This window comes from Paenibacillus canaveralius, assembly GCF_047238265.1.
GTDB lineage: Bacteria > Bacillota > Bacilli > Paenibacillales > NBRC-103111 > Paenibacillus_F.
Genome location: NZ_JBDFMM010000001.1, coordinates 5,104,774 through 5,120,569, shown reverse-complemented (window position 1 = coordinate 5,120,569; position 15,796 = coordinate 5,104,774). Strand labels below are relative to the sequence as shown.

Here is a 15,796-nt window from a genome sequence, read left to right as displayed (position 1 = left end):
GGAGGGCTAGTATGCCACAGATGACCGGAACCGCCGTTCCTCCCGTGAAAGGGACGGAACCCGCCCGCAAAGATAGCGTTTTTGGCAAGCTTGCCAAAAGCTCGATTTCAAATATTTTGCTCGCGGTATATGCGCTCGTTACGCTGTACCCGCTGATCTGGCTGTTTATCAGCGCATTCAAGACCAACGACGAATTTTTCGCTAAGCCTTTCGGCCTTCCGACGGAATGGAAATGGAACAACTTCGTGCAGGCCTGGAAAGTGGCCGACATCGAGACGGCCGTCATCAACTCGGCGATCGTCACGCTGGTCGCGCTTGTGCTTACCCTGGCGATCGGCGCACTGACCGCGTTCGTGCTCTCCCGCTTCTCGTTCCGCATGCGCGGACCGCTGATGGGCTACTTCCTGCTCGGCATGCTCATCCCCGTGCACAGTACGCTTGTGCCGCTGTTCATCATGCTGAAGAAAATCGGCATGCTCGATACGTACGGTGCGCTGATCCTGCCGTACGTCGCCTTCGAGCTGCCGGTAGCCATCTTCATCATCGCGGCTTACATGACGTCGGTGCCGAAGGAAATCGAGGAAGCGGCGCTGATCGACGGTACGGGCTACTGGGGCATTTTCACCAAAATGCTGCTGCCCCTGTCCGTTCCCGCGCTGTCCACCGTCGGAATTCTCGCGTTCCTGCGCTACTGGAACGATTTCGCGTTCGCGCTCGTGTTTATTAACAAGCCGTCTCTCAAGACGCTTCCGCTCAGCTTGTCGCAGTTCGCTACCGGCTTCGGCACGGACTACAGTCTGACAATGGCGGCCATGGCCATCTCGGTCATCCCGACCATTCTGATCTACCTGGCGTTCCAGGAGCAGATCATGAAGGGCATGGTTGCCGGGGCGGTTAAAGGGTAAGGAAGATACGTACGCACAGCAATAAATATCAAAAAGCCTCCGTAAACGGACACATCCGAGTGTTCCGCCAGGAGGCTTTTTGTGCTGGATAGGTAGCAGCAGGCCGAGCATCTACAGACTCACAGCCACATACGCGAAAATCACGATAAAAATCAAATAAGTTATCCCGACATTTTTCATGTAAGAGCTAAAGCCTTTGTTTCTTTTGTAATCCAGGTACCCACACAGGAAGGCCGCAGCGATCAGCAAGCACGACATAGCAAGTGTAAACAGGGGACTGAAATTCAGGAATTTTAACATCAACAATGCGGCAATGCTGAAGAAGGAATAAAGAAGAGCAATCAAACCATCACCTCCGGGCCATCGAACTACGCCAAAATTACGTTTTTATTTGTATATTTTACCATAAATTCTATCCGGAAAAGCGCCCTATCCGCTCGAGTAAAGACAGAAAAAAATCCCTTCCAAGCAAACAATTGTTTACTCGGCAAGGGATTTTTTCCGCTTTCTTCTATGCGAACGTTCGGGCCTTGTACAGCGCGCCTGACAGGCTTTGAACGGTGTGAGGGAATCAGCTGCCCGGAGGCAGGCAGGGCCGTGGTCCGTTACTGGACGCGGCTCTGTTTTTTGTTTCTCATTTTTTCGAAGGCCATGTCAACGAGTTTCGGGAGCACCGCCACTAAAACTCCTGTCGCAACCTTTTGCATCAAGGAAGATTTCATGACTCATTCTCCTCTCTTGTTCTGTTGTATTTCTTCTTAACCGGAGGGGAAAAGGATGAAACGGAAAGAAATCTTTTAACACAAATTACCATAAATGACCATTCTCTTGCTGCTTTAAAAATAGATAAAAAATGTCGGAATAAGCCCCTTTTTTAATATTTCTGTAAACAAAACTTAATAAATATACAGGATTGTAAACATTGACAGCTTTTAACAGGCGGAGGATAATAATTGTAACTTATGGAAAAAGGAGGGGTGACAGCGAGCAGGTTATCGTTTGTATTGGAGTTTGTGAAAGCAAGAATCGGTTGTACCCACACACATTAACCCTTTAAAGGAGTGTAGACATGTACGATAAAATCGTAGACATTTTGTGCGCTATCAAAGAAGATCAACCGGAACTCCGTCATTCCCTGTCCCCCGAAACGGACCTTAATAACGATATAGGCCTCGATTCTCTGCAAATGATCCAGTTTATGCTGAAAGTCGAGGATCAGACTGAACGTGGCCATCGACTACGACCAATTCGATTACGAGCATCTTGAATCGATCGAAGCGTTTATCTCTTTTTTGAAAAGCTGCCAGTCTCAGGAGCAGCCGCTGTACGAAGATGTCAAGCAGTAAGGCAGGCGCGATTCCGAAAACCGTCATGGGAACCTTTGATCCCGAAACGCGCTGGAGGGATCCGGATCTGGCCCGGCTGCCGGCAATGCCCGATAAGGACCGTGAATCGATTGTCCTTTGTATGGACGACCTGTTGTTTCCGTTCTGCGGACCGGACGATGTTTTATACAGCCGATGCAAAATCGACCCCGCGCTGCACGAGTACCTGGACGGGTTAGGCTTCTCCTTCCGGAATCGTTATCTCTACGATTTGAACGACGAGAGGGAGCCCATGCCGGGACCGGAAGACTTCAGGCGGTGCGTGTTCCGGATCGCGGCCGGTGAGGCCGCACCTGCCGCTCCGGACAACCGGGTGCTACAGGCCGCCGGTTCCGGTTATTCCGCCGGAGCGGCGCAACCGCCGGTAACTCCCGCTACGGCTGCCGGAGCTTCCCGGCAAGCGCATCCGGGGGAAGAAACCGGTGCCGCCGGAATCTTGTCTCCGTACGCGATTACGGCGGAGACGGAAGAATACGTGCGGGCCGCCGGGCCGCTGGGGTCCCTGCCCGACCTGGAGACGGTTGTGCGCGTCAATTCGAAGATGTACTCCAACCGTCTCCTGGCCGCCATCGGTGAGACGTGCTACGGCACGGAGGCGGGCAGCGCAGCGGAAGTGGAGGCCGCCGGGAACGAGCTTCTGAAGCAGGGGCCCTACCTGCTGAAAGACCCCTTCGGCGTTTCGGGCAAGGGCAATCTGCTCATCGACAGCGAAGCGATGCAGCGAAGAATCGCGGAGCACCTGCACAAACAGGAGAGAAGCGGACTGCGCTCTCATTTCTTGCTGGAGCCCCTGCTGAATAAAGCGGTCGATTTCAGCTCTCACTGGCTCATCCGGGAGAACGGTGAAGCGGAATTGGTCTCCGTTCAGCGGATGATCAACCACCAGCAAAATTACGGTGGATCGATCAAAGCGGATGAACCGTTTATTGCCCTGCTGGAGAACGCCGGCTATTTCGGTACTATGCAGAAGGCACTCCGGCTGCTGGCGGAGGACGGCTATCACGGCTTCGTCTGCTTCGACTCGATGATACTTGAAGACGGGGAAGTCGTATCCATCGTGGAAATCAACGCCCGCAAGTCGATGGGCCTCATTAACGCTTATCTCGATAAATGCTGGGAGAAGCAGGGCCGTACCGGCTGGCTTACGTTCCTTTCCCTCGGGCTTCCGGAAGGCTTCGCGTTCGTCAGTCTGCTGAACGCTCTGCGGACATCCGGTCTGCTGCTGGCGGACCCTGGCGGGTACGGGATCGTTCCTCTTTCATCCAATACCTTGATGGTCAATGAGATCCTCACCCGCCGCCGCATGGCCGAAGGAACGCTGAGCAAGCGGGGCATGCCGAAGGGGCGGCTGTATGTATCGGTAGTCGGCCGTGACGACGAACACCGCAGCGGGCTGATCGAAGGCTTGCGGCACGTTCTCGCCGACTTATCCGTTAAAGTATACAACTAAATCTGCAACTCGGGAGACTGCGCATGAACTCAACTTCGGTAACCTTGCTGGCGTCGGGGAATTCACTCGGCGCATACATTCCGGCTATGCATCTGCACACGTATCTGCGGGGCAGGGGAGTCGGATCGGACGTTCAAGTTCTGGAGAACTTGTATCACGAAGAAGTCAGGAACAAGATCCGGGCTACCAAAAAAGCGTTTCATGCGGACTTTTCCGTAGCCCGTATGGGGCATAAGCTGGCCAGACCCGTCGACACTTCCCTGAACGAGGAAGCGGTCCGGAGGCTGCTGGAGGACTGGATGCGGGCCGGCATTACGCGGTTTGCGGTGTTCACCGGCTTTTGGCTGCCGATTCTTGAGCGCTACAAGGCTGCTGCGGGCCGGCCCCTGGATATCCGGCTGATCCGGCTTGACGCGTGGGATACGCCGTCGTTCAAGGTGCACAAGCAGCTGTATCCCGGCTACGACAACGTCTGGTTCTATGAGCCCTCGGGGCTGTCCCCAAGCGGCTACATCGCTTCCGACGAAGCGGAGCCCCTGCCTTACGCGCAGCGCGCCGGACGCATCCTGATCCACGGAGGAGGCTGGGGGATCGGCACTTACGCCGAAACGATCCGCGAACTCCGCGCGCTGGGACGCCGGCTCGATGTGATCGTCTACGACCCCTCCGAAGTGGAGGAGGACGACGGGATTACGCGCTACTTCGGAACGGATGCCTCCTGGGACCCGTGGAGCCGGGACGCGCAGGGGCGGCACACGTTTCCGCCGATGGTCCGCTATGTCCGTGAGCAGGGAGTTCTCAGGGAGTATCCGCTCCGGGATTACTCCGAGTACACGGACTTGATGCGGGACTGCGCAGCAATCATCAGCAAGCCCGGGGGAGCTACCTTGAACGATTCGCTTTCGTTCGGAATCCCTTTTGTCATGCTGGAGCCGTTCGGCGACCACGAGCTCCATAATTCGGCCTACTGGGAATCCTGCGGTTTCGGTATCCGGTTTGCGGAGTGGCAAGCCCGGAATTTTTCGGAGCATCTGCTGGAAGGGATTTGCACGCGATTGCTGGAACAGCGGTCGAAAATCAACCATTTTGGGAGGAATACTTATGCAGCCGAAAACAGCAGTTACGTTTGACCAACTTACGTTCCGTAATATGAAAAGGACCCTCGTTCCGCTGGCGGAAACGGGAAGGAAGCGCAGGGAAGACCCGGCTTATGCGGCCCCCGTGCCTTACGAGATCGGAATCAAGCTCAATAACGGCTGCAACCTGCGCTGCAAGCATTGTTTCGAATGGAATCCGGAAGGTTTTCACCACGGCTTCGCCAAAGAAGTGAAGAACGACGAAATCGAAATTCCCGTGGTGGAGAAGCTGCTGGCCGAAACGAGAGAACGCAAATCGCGCGTGTTCCTGTGGGGCGGCGAGCCGCTTTTCTACTCCAAGTTCGATGAACTGGCGGAACTGCTGGCCAAAGAAGACCGGTACACAACCATTTGTACGAATGCGATCCTTATTGAGCAGAAACTGGATTCCATTCTGAAAATGTCGGAGAACCTGGTCATGCTGGTCAGTCTGGAAGGTTTCGAGAAGGAAAATGACGCGATCCGGGGCAAAGGCACGTTCAAGAAAGTGATTCACGCCGTCAAGCTGCTGCTGGATCTGCAAAAGCAGGGTATCTACAAAGGCAAGGTGTCCGTAGCCTTGACCGTAAACGATCAGATGGTCGGGCAGCTTTACGATTTTATGGAATACTTCGAAGAGATGGGCGTCGATTCCGTTTACTTCTGCTTTCCTTGGTACATCCCCAACGATACGGCCGAGAAAATGGACACCTACTTCGACGCCCATTTCCCGCACCTGGCCGCCCGTTTCGAGGAAGGACACAAAAACAGCTGGCATTCGTTCACGTTCCACATCTCTCCCGACAATTTCGATACGCTGATCGAAGATCTGAACCGTGTCAATTCCCGGGTGTGGAATGTTCGCGTCCGCTACCAGCCCGCTCTGGAGCCCGAGGAAGTGGAAGGCTTTATCCGGGGCAGCGAGAAGCCGGCCATGAAACGGACGAAATGCTTCTCGATCTCCAACCGGATGGACGTTATGCCGGACGGCAAAGTGAATCCGTGCAAATTTTTCCCGGAATTCAGCGTCGGCAATTTGAATGAAGAGAGCGTGGCGGATATTTTCCACGGCGAGGATCTCCGCAAGCAGCGTGAAGTACTGGCCTGCGGTCTGATGCCGATTTGTTCCAAATGCGTGCTGCTTTACAACAACGGAATTTAAACGTTTAAACTTTATGCCGCCCTATCAGGCAAAACAGGCAATCGTTCAGGAGGAGCAGGGATGGACTTCATCCGTGTGCGGGAGCTGCACAAATCGTTCGTATATTACCGGAAAGAAGCCGGGCTGAAAAATTCGCTGAAAAATTTATTCGCCCGTAAGTCACTGGTGAAGGAAGCGGTTAAATCCGTTTCCTTCGACATCGGTCCCGGCGAGTGTGTCGGATTTCTCGGGCCCAACGGGGCGGGAAAAACCACGACGCTCAAAATGCTGTCGGGCATTCTGTATCCCACCGGCGGTGAAGCCGATGTGCTGGGTTATGTGCCGTGGGAGCGAAAAAATGAGTTTAAACGGCTTTTTTCCATTGTGATGGGCCAGAAAAACCAGCTATGGTGGGATCTTCCCGCAAGCGAATCGATTTATTTGAACAAATGTATCTATGACGTGGACGACGATCTCTACCGCAAAAACCTTGCGGAATTATCGGAAATGCTGGATGTTCAGGAGCTTCTGAATGTGCAGGTGCGCCGGTTATCCCTGGGTGAACGGATGAAAATGGAGCTGATCGCCGCTCTTATCCACCGGCCACGGCTGCTTTATCTCGACGAGCCGACGATCGGCCTCGATTTTCCTTCCCAGAAGAAGGTCAGGGAGTTTCTGAAATATTACAATGAACAGTTCGGTGCGACGATTCTGCTGACGAGCCACTACATGAAGGATGTGGAGGATCTGTGCAAGCGGACGATCATCATCAACGAAGGAAGTCTGCTGTATGACGGGGACCTCCATAAGATCAACGATCTTTTCGGCGAGCAGAAAATTATCCGGCTGCAGTTTTCCGAGCCCGTTGCGGAACAACGGTTGGCCAAATTCGGCAAAATCGTCAGCGGAGACGGCTACAATGCCGTTTTGGAACTGCCGAAGCACCGCCTGAAGGAAGTGTCGCGCGCCGTACTCGACGCGTTTCCGATCGTGGACTGGACGATAGAAGACGTGCCGATCGAGGAAAGCATTTCGATGCTTTACCGCAAGGAATCCGCCGGATGAACAGACGCAAATTGTATACGGCGATTTTTTCGATGGGCGTCCAGCATTCGATGGAATACCGGTTTCACTTTTTTCTCGGTCTGCTCGGGGCCGCCTTTCCGATCATGGTCCAGTATTTTATCTGGACGGCGGTCTACCGGCATTCCGGACAGGCGGCGCTTTTCTCGTATTCGTACGGCCAAATTATTTTGTATACGATTTTGGCGGGGCTGGTTTCCAAGCTGATCGCCACGCAATTCGAGCACCAGATTGCCGACGATATCAAAAACGGCGGCCTTAACAAATATTTGATTAAACCGGTAAGTTATTTCGGTTACCGGCTGGTGTCCTTCTTCGGACAGAAGGCGATCTATTACGGAATTACGATGCTGCTGCTTATCGGGATTATCTGGATTTCGGCGGCGAGGAATGTGCTGGATGTCCAGGCCGCACGTCTGGTCTTGTTCGCCGTCACGCTGTTGGGAGGGCTCCTGCTCAATTTCCTTATTGCCTACTGCATTTGCGCCAGCGCGTTTTATTTGCATGAAATCTCGTATTTTTTCGTCATTACAAGTCTGCTCGTCAATATTTTGAGCGGAGGCATGTTTCCTTTGGAAATTTTCGGGGACACGGTTGTGAAGGCGCTTCAATACACGCCGTTTCCGTATACGATTTATTTTCCGGTCAACGTCCTCAGCGGCAAGACGGAAGCGGCGGCCATGTACCAGGGGCTGCTGATACAATGCGGGTGGATCGTGCTGTTCTTCTGGCTATCCCGCCTGACATGGCGTGTATCCATGAAGAAATATTCGGCGGTTGGGGGGTAGCGGACGTTCCATATGGTTAAAATCGCGAGAAAATACGCGCTCCTGTACGGCATGTTCATCAAAAACTGCCTCATCGCCCAGATGGAATTCCGGGGCAACTTTGTGATGAGCCTGCTGGTCGAATCCGTTTATCTGCTGGCCAAGCTGTTGTATGTGCTCGTCGTGTTCCGTACCGATCTTCACGTGGACGGGATACCGCCCGAGGGGCTGCTCCTTTTTATCGGCATGCATACGGTGGCGACCGGAATTTATGTCGGTCTGTTTTTTACAAATTTCATGAAAATTCCCGAGTATATCAAGGACGGGACGCTCGATCTCATGCTGACGAAGCCGGTCTCCCTCCAGTTTATGGCTTCCTTGCGCTATGTCGATCTGGCGCTTCCGATTCCCGATATTCTGGTCGGGTTCGTCATGGTCGGCATCGGCTGGCATGCCATGGACATTCCGCTGTCGTTCATGCAGCTCGCGGGATTTGCCCTGCTGCTTGTCGTCTCGGTCGTCATTACGTACTGTGTGATGATTATCCCGGCGCTGCTGTCGTTCTGGTTCGTCCAGACGGGCTCGGTGTCGGAGATCGCCCATTCCCTCTGGGACGCCAACAATTTTCCGATGGCCATCTATCCGGTCTGGGTCCGCCGGATCGGCACGTTCGTTATTCCCCTGTTCTTGATTACCAATTTCGGGCCGATGTTTCTGCTGGGGCAGCTCAGCTGGCTTTATGCGGGACTGGCGCTGGCCGGATCATTGCTGCTCTTCGCTGCCGTCCGGCTGCTTTGGAAGCAGGCCGTAAGGGGCTACAGCAGCGCGAGCAGTTAGAACGGCTCTATGGCCGATATACGGCCGGGAAGGGCAGTTCGCTTCGCGTAAAGCCATCCCGCCGAAACCGCCGATCCGGAGCTTCCGCTCTCTGCTTGAGCTTGAGCTGATATCAGGGCGGGGAGCTTCCGCTTTGTATTTGAGCTGACTACGGCACCGGGTGCCCGGTGATCCGCTTCGTGCATGTGGTTGACCACCGTCAAGTGACGCCGAGCTCGGAGCGGCTGCCCCTGCCGTTTCTCGTCCGGTTCATGCTTGCAGGAGCAGTGATCGCCACGAGCATACCCGGTTTACAGGAAACTCCCATCGTCCGCGTTTTCAAGTTTTTCCGGATTTTTATCCTACACTTAGAAAAGGAAGTGCCAAAGCATGCCGGATGTTGCGACAAGCGAGGGAATCATTTCGTTAAACTGCGTATTTCAGGAGCCGGAACGGATCGAGCTCTTGGAGGAGAAGGTGCCCGAGCCGGGACCGGGACAAATTTTATGTGCGGCCAAAAAGTCGCTGATCAGTACAGGAACGGAATTGGCCTGTCTGAGAGGACGCTTTGACGAGGGTACGGTTTGGTCCTCTTGGGTCCGCTATCCGTTCTATCCGGGCTACTCTATGGCGGCGGAAGTGCTGCGGACGGGCAGCGGGGTCGAAGGGATCCGCGCCGGAGACAGGATTATCTGCCCTGCCGGACACCGGCAGTACTTTGTGGCGGAATCCCGGGAAGCGGCGCTTATTCCCGATACGGTTAGCGACGAAGAGGCGATTTTTACGCAGATCGCGAAGGTCGCCCTGCTGGGTGTCCTGCGCGCGGAACCCGCATTCGGAGAAAGAGTAGGCGTCGTGGGGCTCGGCCTTATCGGTCAGCTCGTGGTCCAGTATCTGAATTCAAGCGGTGCGCGTCAGATTATCGCGATTGCTCCGGAGAGCACCCGTCTGGATCAAGCCCGCCGGAACGGGGCGACGGATCTGCTGAATCTTCCGGTGGCTGAAGCGTTCGGATCCGTGGAAGAGCTCACCGGTGGCAGAATGCTGGACACGGTGTACGACGTCACGGGTTCCTATGCCGTACTGCCGCATTGTACGCAGCTGACCCGGGACCTCGGCAAAGTGATCCTGCTGGGCGATTCGACGGAGCCCTCGAAGCAGACGATCGGTCCGAAGGTCGTCTTTAATTCGGTCAGCATACTGGGGATTCACGGGCGGATGATGGAGAGCTTTAAAGGCTGGACGGAAGCGGACATGAACGAATTCATCTTCGAATACATCCGTTGCGGGAAACTGGACGTCGCAAGCCTCATCAGCGAAAAAGTAAGCCCGCTCGAAGCGGTATCGGTGTATACCCGGCTCGCCGGGCGGAAATCCGATGCCATGGGCGTGGTGTTCGATTGGACGCAAATGTAAACGGCAGAGGGGGGATATGAATGAAAGCGTGTAACGAACTTACGCTGAAGGAAAAAATCGGCCAGCTTCTGATGGTAGGTTTCGAAGGTCTTGTGCCGGACGCGAATATCCGGGATCTTCTGCAGAACCATTTCGCCGGCGGGATTGTGTTTTTTCCCCGCAATCTGGACAATCCCGAACAAGCTTTCGCTTTAGCGGAAGAACTACAGCGGATGGCTGTGTCGGCGACGGGCATACCGCTGTGGCTCGGGACGGACCAGGAGGGGGGCATGGTGGTCCGGGTCAGAAAGGGGATCGCGCAGCTTCCCGCGGCAATGGCGCTCGGAGCGGCACGCAGCCCCGGGCTGCTTTACGAGGCCGCCAAGGGAACGGCGGAAGAGCTGAAGGCGCTGGGCATTAATATGAATTTCGCGCCGGTGGTGGACATCAACATCAACCCGCGAAATCCGATCATTGATGTCCGCTCGTTCGGAGACGACGCCGAGCTTGTCTCCGAGCTGGGGATCGCCGCCATGACGGGTTTTCAGGACGGCGGAATCGCCTCCGTCATCAAGCATTTTCCCGGGCACGGAGATACGGAGACGGATTCCCACGCGGAGCTGCCGGTCGTGAGGCACTCCCTCGAACGTCTGCGGTCCGTGGAGCTCGTGCCGTTCCGGCGGGCAGCCCTGACCGGGGCCGAAGCCGTCATGACGGCGCACGTCGGAATTCCGCTGCTTAGCGGCGGCGAGCCTGTTCCCGCCACGCTCTCCAGGGAAATCCTGACGGGACTGCTGCGGGAGGAGCTGGGCTTCGACGGGCTCATCGTGACCGACTGTATGGAAATGGATGCGGTGACGCAGGGCATCGGCGTAGGCGAGGCGGTCGTCCGTGCCGTGCTGGCGGGGGCGGATCTCCTGCTCGTCAGCCACACGTACGACAGCCAATTGGAGGCGGTAGCCGCCCTGGAGCGCGCAGTGGCGGACGGACGCCTGCCGGGAGAGCGGATCGACGCTTCCGTGGAGCGGATTCTTCGCCTGAAGGAGCGCCGCATCGGAGAGCTGCGGGAGCGCAGCTGGGAAGAAGCGCGGCATCTGCTGGAAAATCCGCACACACTGAAGGCGATAGAGCGGCTCCGCGAAGAAAGCATCACGGCCGTCAACCGTGAACCGGATTTCTGCAGGCTGTCTCCGGACATTGAGACGCTGGTGCTTTGGCCGCAAGTCTCGGCCGCCTGCAAATCCGAAGACGAGCCTGTACACGAGGCTACCCTGGCCGCCTTCCTGCAACCTTTTATCGGGGCGAAGCTTACGGAGCGCGTGTACGGAACCAGCCCGGAGCCGGATGAGATTGCGGCCTTGGCATCCGAAGCGCAGCGGTACGGGCAGATCGTCGCGGGCATTTTCCACACGGCTTCCAACCCGGGACAAACTGCACTGGTCCGCAGGCTGCTGGAGGGGGGAGCTAAAGTCATTCCGGTCTCCCTGCGCAATCCCGTCGACCTTGCGGCATTCCCGGAGGCCAAAGGCTTCCTGGCCTGCTATGAGCCTCATCCGTATACCCTGCAGGCCCTGGCCCGTGTTCTGACGGGTACGGCGGAGCCTGCCGGAACTCTGCCGGTTACCGTTCCGGATTACATCTCAGAAAGGGGAGAATCAGATGAACGCCGTTCAGCTTCCGTTATCGAATCCGCCACTTAAAGGCTTTTTACGGTGGGGCTACACACTTTCCATTACCAGCGGACACGAAGAAACGGTTCCCTGGTTTTACAGCAATTTTATCCAGTTGTCCTGCACGAAGAAGTTTTTGGAGGACGGCAGGCAGTGCTACGTCGACTTTTTCCGAGGCGAGCCCAATGAACTGAATTTCAACAATCCGTTCCTGCTCACATGCACCGTCAATTATACGTTTATGGAAAATCTGGCGCTGGATGACTGGCCGAAATTTTTTGCGGATCAGATTCGTAACGAGTATTACTGTATCGTTTTTCTGGACGAATCCAGGCTGTCGCCGGCGGCTTGCTATCAGCAGGAACCGTTTCCCCATCACCTTTTTCTGTATGGATTCAATTGGGAAGAACGGGTCTTTTATGCGTCCATGTTCGACCATACGGGAGTATACCGCAATCTGGAGATTTCTTTCGAAGAGTTTCTCGATGCCGTAAATTCCATGAAAAAGCTGCTGAAGGAGGGAAAAACGTCTGATCACCATACGTATTTTTACAAATACGAGGCGGAATTCCACTATCCTTTTGACAAAATAGCCGCGATCGACCAATTGCGTGACTATCTTAACGGGGAGACCCGTTTAAACCGGATCAATTATAACCCCGACGAGGATGAAGCTTTCGGGATCAGGGTTTACGACTATTTGCAGATGTACTATGACGCCGTAGAGCAAAACGATCCCCGGCTGGGAATGCGCAACGATGTGAGGCACCTTCATCTCCTGTGGGAGCATAAAAAAATGATGAGCGACCGGATCGAATATCTGGTGAATGAAGGGATCATTCCGTATGACGAGGAGCTATCGGAAGGCTATAAAGATCTGGCTAAGAGAGCAATGAAGCTGAGGGACCAGTATATCCGCCATGAAATCCGCGAGGATAAGGAAGTCTTCGAACGGTTAAGGCTCCGGTTCAACCAATTCCGGGATGAAGAGCCTGCACTTCTGCAAAAGCTGATTACCCTGCTCGGAGGTTGAAAAAAGCCCCGGAGAGAGAACCGCCGGAACCGGATGCGGCGCATACAGGAAAGCCGGGGTTCTTCATGGGCCTGTTAGATAGGGTATATGAAAAATTACGGCGGGCGGGCAAGGCGGAGGCCGGGGCCGGACAATGTTCTCTGGTGGTTGAACCGGCGCCATGTGACGCCGGACACCGCTTGCCGGGAGCTTTGCGCGGCGCAGAAGGCCGGAACTGGTGCGGAGGTTCAGCCCGCCGCTTCCGGAGCCGATGCCGAACTTTTGATCTGCTCAGCGAGCCGGGCGACAGCCGCATCAGGCTCGGTTACATAATACAGGTAGGACGAACGGCCGGTATCCAGCTTCCACCAGAGCCAGTGGAGCCTTGACTCATTACGAAGCTCCGCTTTGGATACCGGCGTATAAATCCGGCCGTCCGCATCGACGAGAATAATCCGGCCTTTGGAATTTTCATAAGAAAGCCGGAGAGGCTCTTGGCCGGGAATAAAGGCGGAGGTTGCTTCTTCTTTCCATACAGCTTGCTTCGTAAGGGCCAGGCTGGTAAACGATTCAATGACACTCCGGTCACGGTAAGTGAAATCTTCATCAGGCAGATAAAAAGAAGCGGGCTGCGAGCGGGTCATCAGGTCGCCATAACTCATGGAACCCGGCACGAGCCTGTTTAGCAGCGCGCTTAACACCAACGAGACCAGGACAACTGTGATGATCAGTCCTGCCGCCACTTTACGCCCGAAACCTTCGGGAAAACTCCATCTACCGAACCATTGAAAGAAACGCAGTGTCATTGTACCGCCTCCCGGATTATAATTGTAAGCGATTTCAATAAAGCTTGAATGTAGACTACGAATGCTTAGATTTCTATACTGGTGCCGTTCATACGTTGTGCTGACGATTCGTACGCGTATACATCATGCTTGGGATTCATAGGAGCCGCCGCACACTCGCCGCTTACCTCTAATACCAATATTCATCATTTGCCGCTTACCAATCACCACTCATCTGTAAAGCATATTTAAACGGATTCCACTGGTTAGACACTGATTTTGGAAAAAAGTTTTTTTCGGTTTGGATTCAAAGAACCGGTGTGCAAAATGAGCCGCACGGCATACGGACGCCGGGGCCCGCTAAAAGGCAAGCCGCATTTTATGCAGCTTGCCTGGCTTTCGTGGGAAAGGGCGGAAGTTCAGTATTCGGTTGTAATAACCGGCGTGCCGATGGTGATACGCTGCAGCCCGTTCTCGGTTACCGTGTGAACCGCGGCCTGCAGGTTGACGCGCTTTCCGCCGCTGATTACGGAAGCGTGAAGCTTGGGCGCGCTCATCGTTATGCTGACGGTCTCTCCGTCGGCATAACGCTCCAGCGGAGCGGCGCCGAGACGCTTCGCGAGCAGCGCCTGGAGTCCGTCGGCTTGAGCCGCGGCCCCTGCCGAAGGCCGGGCGGCGGCGCCCTGCAGGACGACGTTGCAGTCCGCCTGCACGCCCGCCGCTTGCAGGGCGCCCTCCAGGCTCTCACGGCGCGCTTCCAGCGCGGGAAGGCCGTCGGCTGTGCGCGCTTCCAGCCGGGCGATGACGAACGCGCTGCCGTCGTCAAGGCGGGCGAGCTGCAGCGACAGCCCGCCGCCGCCCGCCGCAGAGCCGCCGCCCGCCGCAGAGCCGCCGCCCGCCGCAGAGCCGCCGCCCGCCGCAGAGCCGCCGCCCGCCGCAGAGCCGCCGCCCGCCGCATAGACGGCGTGGCCGGACGCGCGGCTGACAGCGCCCGCCGGCAGCGACAGCCGCGCCGCCAGCGCGTCGCCCGCTGCGGCGAGCGCGTCGTCGCCTGCCGCGGCAGGCAGCGGAGCCGCGTAGCGCAGCGTGACGGCGGCGTCCGGCGCGAGCACGCCGTCCGCGGCAGCCAGCAGCGCGGCGAGGTCGGAGCGGCCTGCGTCCGCGGGCGTCGGCTTAGCGGCGGCGGACCAGCCGGCGAGCAGCAGCGCGGCCAGCAGCGCGATGCTCCAGAGCAGCCCGCGCGCGGGTTTGCGGAGCCGCGGCTCCGCCTGCGCTGTAGGGGGCTGTCCCGTGCCGGTGCCGTTCAGCGTCAGCTCTTTCCGTGCCTGCGTCAGCGGACTCTTTTGCAGGAGGCTCTTCGTCATCGCGCTTCTCATCATCACTATCGCTCCGTTTCCGTTCGAATCTAGCAATCTAGTAACAGCCTTGCCGGAGCGCGCAGTTTTTATACGTTCTTCTTAATTGAAAGCGGCAATTCTCCTTTGCCTTGTCGTTCCCATACTCGTGCGATCCTTTTCACCAAAAAAGCAGGGCGGGCCCCCAAGCGGCTAAACACGCTTGAAAACCAGCCCTGCTGCGCCCGCTAAATTACCGCCGCGGGCTGCCGGAGTTCGATCGCCGGTAAACATTTACGGCTTCGTTATCGGCGGAAGTTTACATCTTCCCGGTTGCTCAGAAGATCGGGATTGTCGTGAGCGGCATGGGGAGTGGCTTCGTATACGTCACTCTTCGTTTGCCCGTCGGCGGCGGGACTGTCGTCACGGTTTTCACGAAGAATCTCGGTGACCAGTTCCCACTTGTCTTCGGGAGTATCGACCACGATGAGAATATCTCCGCGTTCCACGCGGTTGTGATAATTCTCGATTTCTTCCTCGGGTATGCCCGCACCGACAAGGGCGCCCGTTACTCCGCCCGCTCCGGCTCCGATCGCCGCACCGGACAGAGCGGCGGCCAGCGGTCCCGCGGCCAGAATAGGGCCGATGCCGGGCACGGCCATCAGGCCGATTCCCGCGATAAGCCCCGCGGCACTGCCGATAGCGGCTCCTCCGATGGCGCCTTTTTCTGCTTTCGTATCCTCTTTGCCCGGAAGTTCCTGTCTTTCCGTATAGGGTCCGAATTCTTCTCTATGTTTGGCGAGAACGGATATATCCTCGTCTCTGTAGCCATGTTGTTTTAACGCCTCGATAGCTCGAAGGGCATCCCCGCTCGAATGAAAAACACCTCTTGCTTTTCGTGTCATTACAGGCAACCTCCCTTAAAAGTGGATTACCCA

Annotated in this window: 14 protein-coding genes; 11 read left to right on the top strand and 3 right to left on the bottom strand. The window is 56.1% G+C overall.

All coding sequences use genetic code 11. The annotated features are described in order from the left end of the window. Positions 1–11: 11 nt before the first annotated feature. From ABC395_RS23070 to ABC395_RS23020, 11 genes are all read left to right on the top strand, one after another. Positions 12–905, top strand: a complete 894-nt coding sequence (locus ABC395_RS23070) for a carbohydrate ABC transporter permease (RefSeq protein ID WP_413006161.1) — start codon at positions 12–14, stop codon at positions 903–905. A gap of 1,069 nt (positions 906–1,974) precedes the next feature. Continuing rightward, positions 1,975–2,172, top strand: coding sequence for a phosphopantetheine-binding protein (locus ABC395_RS23065; protein WP_413006160.1), 198 nt, complete (start codon positions 1,975–1,977; stop codon positions 2,170–2,172). A gap of 65 nt (positions 2,173–2,237) precedes the next feature. After that, a complete protein-coding gene (locus ABC395_RS23060) occupies positions 2,238–3,740 on the top strand; it encodes an ATP-grasp domain-containing protein (protein WP_413006159.1) in 1,503 nt (500 codons plus the stop codon). Positions 3,741–3,763: 23 nt separating this feature from the next. After that, the gene (locus tag ABC395_RS23055) at positions 3,764–4,870 is read left to right on the top strand and encodes a hypothetical protein (RefSeq protein WP_413006158.1); all 1,107 of its coding nucleotides are present in this window, start codon (positions 3,764–3,766) and stop codon (positions 4,868–4,870) included. Then, positions 4,842–6,017, top strand: coding sequence for a radical SAM protein (locus tag ABC395_RS23050; RefSeq protein ID WP_413006157.1), 1,176 nt, complete (start codon positions 4,842–4,844; stop codon positions 6,015–6,017). Before ABC395_RS23055 ends, ABC395_RS23050 begins: the two co-directional genes overlap by 29 nt. 60 nt (positions 6,018–6,077) lie before the next feature. Continuing rightward, the gene (locus ABC395_RS23045; RefSeq protein WP_413006156.1) at positions 6,078–7,061 is read left to right on the top strand and encodes an ABC transporter ATP-binding protein; all 984 of its coding nucleotides are present in this window, start codon (positions 6,078–6,080) and stop codon (positions 7,059–7,061) included. After that, complete coding sequence (locus tag ABC395_RS23040; RefSeq protein WP_413006155.1) at positions 7,058–7,867, top strand: ABC transporter permease; 810 nt, start codon at positions 7,058–7,060, stop codon at positions 7,865–7,867. Before ABC395_RS23045 ends, ABC395_RS23040 begins: the two co-directional genes overlap by 4 nt. 12 nt (positions 7,868–7,879) lie before the next feature. Further along, the gene (locus tag ABC395_RS23035; RefSeq protein ID WP_413006154.1) at positions 7,880–8,683 is read left to right on the top strand and encodes an ABC transporter permease; all 804 of its coding nucleotides are present in this window, start codon (positions 7,880–7,882) and stop codon (positions 8,681–8,683) included. A gap of 369 nt (positions 8,684–9,052) precedes the next feature. Beyond that, entirely contained in the window at positions 9,053–10,078 is a 1,026-nt protein-coding gene (locus tag ABC395_RS23030; protein ID WP_413006153.1) for a zinc-dependent alcohol dehydrogenase, read from the top strand. A 20-nt stretch (positions 10,079–10,098) separates the two neighbouring features. Next, positions 10,099–11,757 carry a glycoside hydrolase family 3 protein gene (locus tag ABC395_RS23025; RefSeq protein WP_413006152.1) on the top strand — a complete coding sequence of 553 codons (1,659 nt, stop codon included), beginning with the start codon at positions 10,099–10,101 and terminating at the stop codon, positions 11,755–11,757. Beyond that, the gene (locus ABC395_RS23020) at positions 11,717–12,760 is read left to right on the top strand and encodes a hypothetical protein (RefSeq protein ID WP_413006151.1); all 1,044 of its coding nucleotides are present in this window, start codon (positions 11,717–11,719) and stop codon (positions 12,758–12,760) included. The genes ABC395_RS23025 and ABC395_RS23020 overlap by 41 nt, the downstream gene beginning before the upstream one ends. A gap of 227 nt (positions 12,761–12,987) precedes the next feature. Here the strand turns inward: ABC395_RS23020 and ABC395_RS23015 are convergent, their stop codons facing one another. From ABC395_RS23015 to ABC395_RS23005, 3 genes are all read right to left on the bottom strand, one after another. Continuing rightward, the gene (locus ABC395_RS23015; protein ID WP_413006150.1) at positions 12,988–13,545 is read right to left on the bottom strand and encodes a hypothetical protein; all 558 of its coding nucleotides are present in this window, start codon (positions 13,543–13,545) and stop codon (positions 12,988–12,990) included. A 398-nt stretch (positions 13,546–13,943) separates the two neighbouring features. Further along, the gene (locus ABC395_RS23010; RefSeq protein ID WP_413006149.1) at positions 13,944–14,903 is read right to left on the bottom strand and encodes a YwmB family TATA-box binding protein; all 960 of its coding nucleotides are present in this window, start codon (positions 14,901–14,903) and stop codon (positions 13,944–13,946) included. A gap of 260 nt (positions 14,904–15,163) precedes the next feature. Then, positions 15,164–15,763, bottom strand: coding sequence for a general stress protein (locus ABC395_RS23005; RefSeq protein WP_413006148.1), 600 nt, complete (start codon positions 15,761–15,763; stop codon positions 15,164–15,166). Between the last annotated feature and the right edge of the window lie 33 nt (positions 15,764–15,796).

Coding starts and splice junctions, on each gene's coding strand:
- ABC395_RS23070 (WP_413006161.1), top strand. CDS start 12: ATGCCACAGATGACCGGAACCGCCGTTCCTCCCGTGAAAGGGACGGAA.
- ABC395_RS23055 (WP_413006158.1), top strand. CDS start 3,764: ATGAACTCAACTTCGGTAACCTTGCTGGCGTCGGGGAATTCACTCGGC.
- ABC395_RS23040 (WP_413006155.1), top strand. CDS start 7,058: ATGAACAGACGCAAATTGTATACGGCGATTTTTTCGATGGGCGTCCAG.
- ABC395_RS23050 (WP_413006157.1), top strand. CDS start 4,842: ATGCAGCCGAAAACAGCAGTTACGTTTGACCAACTTACGTTCCGTAAT.
- ABC395_RS23045 (WP_413006156.1), top strand. CDS start 6,078: ATGGACTTCATCCGTGTGCGGGAGCTGCACAAATCGTTCGTATATTAC.
- ABC395_RS23065 (WP_413006160.1), top strand. CDS start 1,975: ATGTACGATAAAATCGTAGACATTTTGTGCGCTATCAAAGAAGATCAA.
- ABC395_RS23015 (WP_413006150.1), bottom strand. CDS start 13,545: ATGACACTGCGTTTCTTTCAATGGTTCGGTAGATGGAGTTTTCCCGAA.
- ABC395_RS23005 (WP_413006148.1), bottom strand. CDS start 15,763: ATGACACGAAAAGCAAGAGGTGTTTTTCATTCGAGCGGGGATGCCCTT.
- ABC395_RS23010 (WP_413006149.1), bottom strand. CDS start 14,903: ATGATGAGAAGCGCGATGACGAAGAGCCTCCTGCAAAAGAGTCCGCTG.
- ABC395_RS23060 (WP_413006159.1), top strand. CDS start 2,238: ATGTCAAGCAGTAAGGCAGGCGCGATTCCGAAAACCGTCATGGGAACC.
- ABC395_RS23020 (WP_413006151.1), top strand. CDS start 11,717: ATGAACGCCGTTCAGCTTCCGTTATCGAATCCGCCACTTAAAGGCTTT.
- ABC395_RS23035 (WP_413006154.1), top strand. CDS start 7,880: ATGGTTAAAATCGCGAGAAAATACGCGCTCCTGTACGGCATGTTCATC.
- ABC395_RS23025 (WP_413006152.1), top strand. CDS start 10,099: ATGAAAGCGTGTAACGAACTTACGCTGAAGGAAAAAATCGGCCAGCTT.
- ABC395_RS23030 (WP_413006153.1), top strand. CDS start 9,053: ATGCCGGATGTTGCGACAAGCGAGGGAATCATTTCGTTAAACTGCGTA.